The organism is Chromobacterium haemolyticum DSM 19808, assembly GCF_000711885.1.
GTDB classification, from domain to species: domain Bacteria; phylum Pseudomonadota; class Gammaproteobacteria; order Burkholderiales; family Chromobacteriaceae; genus Chromobacterium; species Chromobacterium haemolyticum.
Genome location: NZ_KL543995.1, coordinates 395,166 through 401,273 on the forward strand (window position 1 = coordinate 395,166; position 6,108 = coordinate 401,273).

The 6,108-nt window shown below is 58.0% G+C and carries 6 protein-coding genes; all 6 read right to left on the reverse strand.

All coding sequences use genetic code 11. The features are described 5' to 3' along the window. Window positions 1-22: 22 nt before the first annotated feature. Window positions 23-781, reverse strand: a complete 759-nt coding sequence (locus tag BR71_RS21440; RefSeq protein ID WP_156039081.1) for a putative type VI secretion system effector — start codon at window positions 779-781, stop codon at window positions 23-25. Window positions 782-791: 10 nt separating this feature from the next. Beyond that, window positions 792-1,541, reverse strand: a complete 750-nt coding sequence (locus tag BR71_RS21445; RefSeq protein WP_043641905.1) for a putative type VI secretion system effector — start codon at window positions 1,539-1,541, stop codon at window positions 792-794. Between the two features lie 10 nt (window positions 1,542-1,551). Next, complete coding sequence (locus BR71_RS21450; RefSeq protein ID WP_043641908.1) at window positions 1,552-4,443, reverse strand: T6SS effector BTH_I2691 family protein; 2,892 nt, start codon at window positions 4,441-4,443, stop codon at window positions 1,552-1,554. Between the two features lie 45 nt (window positions 4,444-4,488). Then, window positions 4,489-4,926, reverse strand: a complete 438-nt coding sequence (locus BR71_RS21455) for a hypothetical protein (protein ID WP_043641910.1) — start codon at window positions 4,924-4,926, stop codon at window positions 4,489-4,491. 12 nt (window positions 4,927-4,938) lie between these two features. After that, window positions 4,939-5,400 carry a hypothetical protein gene (locus BR71_RS21460; protein ID WP_043641912.1) on the reverse strand — a complete coding sequence of 154 codons (462 nt, stop codon included), beginning with the start codon at window positions 5,398-5,400 and terminating at the stop codon, window positions 4,939-4,941. Window positions 5,401-5,403: 3 nt separating this feature from the next. Next, on the reverse strand, window positions 5,404-6,108 hold a 705-nt coding region (locus tag BR71_RS21465), incomplete at its 5' end, for a DUF2345 domain-containing protein (RefSeq protein WP_043641915.1).

The following is a 6,108-nucleotide window of genomic DNA, read 5'->3' on the forward strand; positions in this document are numbered from 1 at the left end:
GGCATGCCCGTCTAGATTGGGTTCAGTAGTTGAAATACATTACGCCAAATGCACCAGGGTCACCTGGTTTGCGCTTTGTGCGTTTGGGGAGGTCGATATTGTCGGGGTCTGGCAATCCTAATGCTTTAAAAACCTGCGTGGCCGCGTGCACGTACATCATAAATTTTCTTCCAGTGACGAGCGAGTATGTTCCTAGGAATAGATGCATAAATATAGTCGCATACAAATACTCTGCTCCAAAAAAAGAGAACAGTTTCTTTTCCCCCCCGATAAGATCAAATATTGTAAATAATATCGGGATAAATATGGTCACCAAGAAAGTTGTTGCTAGAAACCACCACTTGATGATGGTGGTGATGTGAGATTTTTTGCCGCGAGAGCAATGTGGGTATAAGGCAATGGTGCGGTCTTGAGGTCTCGCAATGGCGATGATTTCAAAGTAGCCCTCTTGGAATGTGCCGATTAGTTCTACTTCATCTCCATTTTTAAATGGGCTAAACCATACCCAGCCTTTTGCGGGGTGCCCATTAACTTCCATCTCAACGTAGTCGGCCTGCTCGCGTAAGTTGGTTGCATCCCTGGCGGTATTGGCCGCGATGCCGGCAGCTCCTGCCAAGGCTCCTGCAATGGCTGACAGGCTCATGATGTTGCGGTCGCGGTCGGTGAAGAAGAAGTTGGCCATCTCTCGCGTTTTTTTGTAGCGGGAAATTTTGCCTCTGATCTTGCTTAGCGCCGTTGTTGCAGCAAGAGGCGCTAAACTGTTGGGTGGTGAAGACGCCATGTTGGGAGGCTCAGTAGTTGAAATACATCACACCGAATACCCCAGGGTCGCCTGGTTTGCGTTTTGTAAATTTAGGCAGATTAACTTCGTCAGGGTCTTGCAGATCTAATGTTATAAAAACTTGAGTTGCGGCATGAACGAACATCATAAACTTCTTCCCGTTTACAAATGAAAAGGCCCCAGAGAGTGCGTACATGCCTGCACAAATATAAAGGTAGTTGATGTCCAAGAAAAAATACGGCTCCTTTTCGCCTGAAATTAAATAAAATAACATAATTAACAACGGGAAGACAAGAAACATATAAATGGTCATGGAGCCAAGCCACCATTTTATAATATTCTTGATGTGAGCTTTTTTGCCTCGGGAGCAATGTGGGTAAAGTGCAACAACTCTGTCTTTGGGGCGAGCTATTGCAATAATTTCAAAATAACCATCTTGTTGGGTTCCAATAAGCTCAACTTCATCTCCATCTTGAAATGGACTAAACCAGACCCAGCCTTTGGCGGGTTGCCCATTAATCATCATTTCGACATAGTCGGCCTGCTCGCGTAGGTTAGTTGCATCTCTGGCAGTGCTAGCCGCCATGCCAGCGGCACCAGCCAGAGCCCCCGCAATAGCTGACAAGCCCATGATGTTACGGTCGCGATCTGTAAAGAAAAAGTTGGCCATCTCCCGTGTTCTCTTATAGTGAGATATTTTGCCACTTAATTTGCTTAACCCCGTCTTTGGGTTTAGGCTAACGGTGCTGTCTATGCGCATGGCATTGCTCCTAGATTTGTTCGCTTGCTTTAGGTTTTGTGAATATTTTTTCTAGTGATTGAGTTAGATCTTTTATATTATTTGGGGCTTTGGAGTTTTTGCTGTCCTTGCCAAATGGAGTTTGACTAATCCAGATTTGTAAATCGTCATCCTCCAAGGCCCAAATTACGCCCTGTAAAACAAAAACAGTTAACGTCACCCAACTGCCAATAGTCATAAAAACAAGGCGCGTCGCTAGTATTGCAGCTGAGCGAGCCCCCAGCGCTGCAGCGGTTTCCGCAATAGCTACATTGCTGCTAACTCTTAATATGACAGGTGCGGCATAAGTGAATGTGGATAATCCTGCCATTCCTAAACCAATTCCTCCCGCCATCGCTTTTGCCGCATATAACCCAAAGATCAGTGTTTGGCCTTTCTTTGATGCTTGAAGCCCGCTGATGGTATCTTGATAAACCCCAATCCCATTCGATGCCGCCATCAACAAACCACCCATCAGTTTCAGGCGCTGTATGCTGCGGGCTTGTTCTCCGCCCTGCATGATCTTGCTCAGGGGCAGGCTCATGATATCGATGGCCTGGGCCGTCAAGGCCAGGCCGGAGGCGGCCAGGCTGGTGTAGACCGCGCCGTCCTTCTCGTTTTGCAGCAGCAAACGTCCCAGGTAGACCCCTTCTATCATCATCACGAGCAGAGTCAGGCGGGCGTCCTTGACCACGGACAGATGGTCTTTGGGCTTCTCCACCCGCAGCTTATTGTAGGCCTGCTGTAGTTTGGCCCCCTGAGTCCGGCGGTATTCCGCCTCTTTGCGCAATGCTTTTTGCAAGCGTTTGTTCTTGGTGCGCTGGCTTGGCTCTTTTTTCTTGTTGATATCCGCGCGTTGGCGGAAATCCGCATACTCGGCGGCCACCAAGGCCTTGATGTCGGCGGTGCTGACCAGCGCGCGGCAAGCCAACACCATTTGCAGCAGCTTTTCGCCCAGATAGATCTCGGCCTTGTCCAGTTTTAGGGCTGCGCCGGCGCGGCCGGCGGCTGGAGCGAAGGCCTTGATGATGGAGTTGCCGGCGGTAACGATCACGTGGTCTATCTGCCCGGTGCGCGCGGTGAGGAGGCTGACCCCGAAGGCGGTTTTGCCTTGGGGGCTGCGGGCTTCAAGGTTGTTCTCGTACAAGGCGGCATTTTCCTTGTACATGTCCAGCAGCTTCTGGAAATAGTTCTTGGTGGTTTCTATGGTGCGCACCGCCGCGTCGCTGTACGGCGTGTCCTGGTTCTGCTTGGCGTCCTTCAGCGCGGCTTTCAGCTCGGTTTCAATTTTCTTCTGGTTGAGCGCCAGCGCGCGGTAAAGCACGTTGTTGCGCGCTATCGCCACGTCCTTGGCCCAGGCTTCCAGCTTGGCCTGGCCGCTGACGGTAACGTTGATGCCGCTGATGGCGTGGCCGATGACGGCTTCGAACTCGATGCCGTCCTTGGGATCGGCGTCGTGGTAGTCCTCCAAGGTGTCCAGGAACAAGGGCGCTTGCAGCCAGCGCAGCAGGGCGCCCACGGTTTTGTTCTGGCGCGCGCCGATGGCGGCGTCCAGCTCGTTTTGGAATTTCTGGAAGTTGGACAGGCGGTCCAGGTCGATTTTCTTACGGTATTTGGGCCAACTGTGGTCGCCGGCTTGTTCGATGTTATTGTCGTAGTTTTCGCCGCGTTTGCTTCGGAAGGCGGCCACCTTGGCTTTGAGCGCGGAGATCTGCTGGCTGCGTTGCGGTTCTGGGACGCGGCGCAGATCGATGGCGTCCAGTTCATTGGGCGCGATAGAGGCCGGGATTTGCCAGCCGGCCCATTGGTCCAGCAGGTCGCACACTTCCAGGCGCTGGCGCTTCAGCACCGGGTCTTGCAGCTTGGCGATGGCGGCGCGGCGCTGTGCCATGACGGCCGGGTTGTGCCAGGTGGCGGTATCGCGCCGCATCATGTCGTCCTGGAACTTCTCCTGTCCTTCCTGGGCCTGGGCGCTCAGCGATTTCCGGATGTTTTCCAATGCCTGGATTGCGTGTAGTTGGAAGCTGCGTTCCTCGGCGAACAGCAGCGCCAGGCCGGCGCTGTCGTTGACGTATCCGTTAAGCTCCTGGGCGGTGCCGATGGCGTCCCACAGCGCCAGGATGTGCGGGGTGTTGTTGCCGCCGCTTTTCTTGGCGCGCGCCTGCATGAATTGCAGGCTTTCCTCGGCCTTGCCGCGGCGCGCGTGGATGGGGTAGCGCGCGTAGTTTTTGTCCACCCGGGCCTTGTCGTAGCTGCCGTCCTCCTTGCTGAAGGCTTCGGTCTTGGGGTTGTAGGCCAGTTGGGCGGGCTGGTAGCCAGGGTGGTATTCCATCACCGCTTCGATCGCGGCCTTGCTGGCGGTGGTGCCGTGGGCGTTGGAGCTGCCGGCGGCCATGGCCTTGGGGTCTATCGCCTGCATGCGGGCGGCGCGCAGCTTGGCGTCCTGGGCGTAGCGCTGCAGTGTCAGGTCACCCCATTTGTATTCGCTGAAGGCGATCCAGGCCGGGCCGCATTTTTCCGGCTGTTCGATGATCAGGTGGTGCAGCCGGCTATTGCTGTGGCCGGCGGTGCTGCAAACCACGCTTTCCCCGGCCGCTTTCGCCGCCTTGGGCGAGGGCTGTTTCAGCAGAACGCCGTCTTCGGTGACGCTATAGCATTCCCATAGATTGGAGCCACGCGCGTGCTTAGCATAAAACAAGTAGACGAAGCCGGCGCGCAGGGTGCGCAGCGCGTAATGGAAGTCCGCGTCCAGCGCGATGTCTTTGACTTTGTCGGCACAGGCCCAGGCGGGCAGGGCGGCTTTTACCGTTTTGGGCACCGGCGCGTAGCGTACCGGCATGATGGGCAGGCCGCTGGCCTGACAGGCTTTACACAGTTGGCTCATGATTGGCTGTGGTCCGGGATATGGGGTGCGTGATGTTGGCTGCGCTCAGGCGCTGGCGGCGATGGCCGCCCAGTCCGTTTCGCTGAGCGAATCCGTCAGTCCGCTGTAGAAGTCGTCCGCCTCGCGCCCCGCCAGCAGCGCTTGCACGCGGGGGTGCAGATAGAAACGGGGATGAACGGTGATGGCGTGCAGGGCGAAGCGGGACAAGTCCTCCTCGTCGTCAAAGCCTAGCGCGCCGGCATGGCGCAAGGCGGTGAAGGCGTGCAGGCGCGCGCTTTCCAGCTTGCCGTCGTCGCACTCCGGCGCTAGCTCGCGCCAGGCCAGCAGCGCGCGGTTGAGCGGGCCGATGCGCGCGATGTCTTCCCACAGGTCGGGCTCCCAGCGCGAGAGCGGGCGCGGCGCGCCCGCGACAGTTTGCGTCGGCTCCAGGCAGATGAGTTCGCCGGCTGGGTCCAACAGCCACCAGCGGCTGACTGAGCCCAATAGGCCGCGCTGCTACGCGGCGTTCAACAGCGGCCACAGCGCCCAGCTTACCGCCGGGTCGTGCAGGCGCAAGAGATGGGTTTCGCCATTGGGCGTGCGACGTATCATTTGCCGGCCGATATGGGCAGCCGCCAATTTGGAGGAGCCGGCGATTTCCAGCCAGCCGGCCACGCGCCGGCCTTGCCCCTGCGTCAGCGCGTCCGGCTCGGTTTCCGCCAGCGCCTGGGCGATGCTTTCGGCCAGCGCCAGCGCGCCGGCGGTCAGCGGCAGCCAGGCCGGCTGGCGCGCCGGGTCCAGTTGCGGGTGTTTCAGCGGCACGGGCAGGCCTTGCTGCCGGACTTGAGCGTCCAGTTCGGCCTCGGCTCCCGCCAGCGGGCGGCTGGGTGCGTCCAAGGCCAGCAATAGTTGCGCGCCGGCCTGCTGGCGGGCTTGCAACTGCCACAGAATGGTGGCGTGTTGATTGGATGTTTGCATGGCTTACCCCAGGCGCACGGTGGCGGATTGGGTGGCGGCGGCGCTGTCCAGCGCTTGCTCGCAGCCTTTGTTGAATTTGGGCAAGGGCGCGTTCAGGCTGGTGGGGCCGCTGAGCTTGTGGCTGGCGCCTTTCACCGTCACGGTGCCGGGGCAGTGCACTTCAATATCGCCGCCCTTGAGCCGGATGTAGCCGCCGCCGGCGGTGACCAGGATCTCCTCCTTGGCGGTGATGACGATGCGTTCCTTGCAGGAGGTGATGGTCACGTCCTTGTCCGCGGTCACTTCGACAGTGTCGCTTTGCGCCTGCATTTGAATTTTGCCCTTGGCGGCAATCAGCTTCAGCGCGATCTTGTCTTGCAGGCCGGTGACAAACAGGCTGATCTTGTCGCCGACGTTGTGAATCCAGCGCCGGCCGCTGGTCTGGTTGGTGTCCCGCTGCGCCACCAGGTCCAGATTGGTTTCCGCGGCCAGGGTGTGGCTCTGTTGACTCAGGCTGGCGATGCCGGCCGGCGCGGACAGGATGAGCAAGGGCTGGCGGCCGGAGATGCCCTGGCCGGTTTTGCCTTCTTTGTCGGTATTGGTTTCCGCCTCCCAGGCTTTCAGCGCCGCTTGCTGATGCTGCAGATGACCGATCAGCTGCTTGCCTTCCCGCTTATTGTCGTCGCCTATGCCTTCCGGCCCGGTTTCCATGGTGTCGGCCTGCTGGCC

Coding starts and splice junctions, on each gene's coding strand:
- BR71_RS21440 (WP_156039081.1), bottom strand. CDS start 781: ATGGCGTCTTCACCACCCAACAGTTTAGCGCCTCTTGCTGCAACAACG.
- BR71_RS21460 (WP_043641912.1), bottom strand. CDS start 5,400: ATGCAAACATCCAATCAACACGCCACCATTCTGTGGCAGTTGCAAGCC.
- BR71_RS21445 (WP_043641905.1), bottom strand. CDS start 1,541: ATGCGCATAGACAGCACCGTTAGCCTAAACCCAAAGACGGGGTTAAGC.
- BR71_RS21450 (WP_043641908.1), bottom strand. CDS start 4,443: ATGAGCCAACTGTGTAAAGCCTGTCAGGCCAGCGGCCTGCCCATCATG.